This is a genomic window from Bradyrhizobium sp. Leo114, from assembly GCF_055229415.2.
Genome location: NZ_JBUYEN020000145.1, coordinates 1 through 2,200, shown reverse-complemented (window position 1 = coordinate 2,200; position 2,200 = coordinate 1). Strand labels below are relative to the sequence as shown.

Annotated in this window: 3 protein-coding genes; all 3 read right to left on the bottom strand. The window is 57.3% G+C overall.

What is annotated here, in order from left to right; genetic code table 11:
- Positions 1 to 320: 320 nt before the first annotated feature.
- The 3 genes from ACZIRK_RS44995 to ACZIRK_RS44985 all read right to left on the bottom strand — a co-directional run bounded on the left by ACZIRK_RS44995 (position 321) and on the right by ACZIRK_RS44985 (position 1,963).
- Positions 321 to 662: a hypothetical protein gene (locus ACZIRK_RS44995; protein ID WP_028169419.1), complete on the bottom strand. Its 342-nt coding sequence runs from the start codon at positions 660 to 662 to the stop codon at positions 321 to 323.
- A 114-nt stretch (positions 663 to 776) separates the two neighbouring features.
- Positions 777 to 962 (bottom strand): hypothetical protein, encoded by a 186-nt coding sequence (locus tag ACZIRK_RS44990; protein ID WP_028169418.1) that lies wholly within the window; start codon positions 960 to 962, stop codon positions 777 to 779.
- Positions 963 to 1,249: 287 nt separating this feature from the next.
- A complete protein-coding gene (locus ACZIRK_RS44985; protein WP_028169417.1) occupies positions 1,250 to 1,963 on the bottom strand; it encodes a MerR family transcriptional regulator in 714 nt (237 codons plus the stop codon).
- Between the last annotated feature and the right edge of the window lie 237 nt (positions 1,964 to 2,200).

The following is a 2,200-nucleotide window of genomic DNA, read 5'->3' as shown; positions in this document are numbered from 1 at the left end:
GTTGACCACATGCCCACAGCAACTGCAGCAGACAGCGTCTCTGGCTGCGTGATAGAAAGGGATCAGGAGCAGTCAGTTTCCAACTAACAAACCGGTTCAAGCGGTCCCGCTCCGCGGGTCCATTTCAGTTATCAGCAAGCCAGTCCGACAGGCGGGTAGATGGTCGCACAGGCGAGGTTGAGCTTTTGTTGAGACAGCGAGAACGTCGGCCATTTCGTGTCCCCAAGGGCAGGTCGAAATGCTCACCTGCTTCGAAACTGGGCACCAAGGTTTGCTCCACGCCGACGCGGAAGCAGCTGCGAGCATAATCGTCGAGCGCATCAATTCTCGTGCGCGCAATCAAGCGCCTCGCAGCCCGTCGGCATTGCTGTCAATTCTAATTTGGCGGCGGTATCGCTCTGCGGTTGTCCAGGTGACGGTCCGTTCTCAAACTGCGCCGTGGAAGCTCGGCAAAGGACTAAGCAGAGGTAACGCAGCGACGAAGGCTCAGCTGTGTCCTTGGGCACAGAATGTTCCTTAGGCCCATCGACATCATAGGACTGCTCCACGAACAGTGTCGCGAGCGCCAGATATGAGGCGAGTACCGCGAGCGTGAGCAACCACGCCAGTCGCGTATCGTGGTCGGCAGGACGTTTCATCATTTCCATTACTTCGCTGAACATCTAGGTGCATGTGCCGTCGCGACGATCAGTTTACCCGGACGGTTCGACAATTGTCATGCCAGCGGCATGGGAGGGGCCGCCTTGTCTCTTTGGTGTCGGACCGGACCGTCTCGATTACTGTTTGGGGTGGCTGTGAACGATGCGCAGCCGGTAATCGCCCATGCTCGAAGCGGCCGGCCCTCGAGCGCGTCCGCTCACGCCTGGATAGTGGCTTAGGCGTAGAGCGGCAAAGCCATCGGCGGCGGTGCGCCTGTCCTCAAGAACGGCAATCGTTTCATTCTGATGCTGTTGCAGTTCCATACGATCCTCCCGCTAGCCAGAGTTGTCCCGTGTTGTCAGGGGCCGCGGCCAGCTACTTAGATCGTACAATTTGACGCTACGTACGATTCAAGCCCATTGGAGAGGCTTCGTCTGGTGAATGTATCAAAAAGCCGCATCTCGAGGACGGAGAGACGGGGCAAAACCTCGAGACGAGCACAACGAGGTCCTCAACCACGCGACGCGAGCCGCGTGCTTAGGTCAAAAACTCATCTCATTCTCATCTAAATGGAGAACGCGGCGGTCGTGCACGCAAAGTGCGCGACAAGTCAGTGCGGTTCATCCTTCAGGGCGGCAAGGGCGAGGTCGAGATACTGCATTAGGTGGGGATCCCAGCCAGTCATGTTGCGAGGCGCACTGAGTCGCGCAAGAACTTTCAGTATTGTTGAAACGGTCGATTCAATTCCGGCGATTTCAGTGATTAGTGAACGCGCTTGAAGCGCCACAGCATTCGCCCGTTCGCTGCAGGGATGCTCACCCCGTTCCACGCAATCGCGCAGGTCGTCGCGGATCTTCCGCCACCGCTCCTCGCGAACTGCGTCCAGGACGCATGTGCATCGGAGCTCCTGAGTGCGCTCCTCAACCCGTGACATGGCGTCCAGAGTGGCAGGTAGCTCATCTACGCTGACGTGTATTTCTCCATCCGTTGTCATGTTGCGCAAGCGATCTCGCAGCAGGGTTGTACGCGCGACTTGAAGCTCAATTCTCTCCAAATGCATGCGCAACAAGTCAGTGAGCGAGGTGCTGCCCCCAATCGCTCTGCGAATCTCTTCAAGCGAGAAGCCAAGCTCACGTAGCGCTAGGATTTGATATACTCGTTGTACGCTCTCGCGGTCGTACATTCGGTGACCGCCGCCGGTGCGTTCCGAGGCGCTCAATAAACCCGTGTGTTCGTAGTGATGCAGAGTGCGAACCGTCACGCCGGTAGCCTCTGCAAGCTCGCCAATGCGCCATCGACGCCTTCGTGGTGTAGGTTTTGTCATGGTCCTCTGTTTTCAAGCCTACAACCTGACGTCGGGTGAGATTCAAGTCATTTCAATGATCTAGCAGCCTGCTGAAAAACGTGAGGAATGAAGCGTTTTTTTTCTGTTGAGGAGGCCTCGTTGGGCTGGCGCGTCCGGGAGGCTAGGTCTGGGCTGGCTGGGCTGCAACCAGTTTGGGGATGCGGATCAGATTATAGGCGATCAGATTGAGCAGGAAATCGGCGGCGACGCGACCGA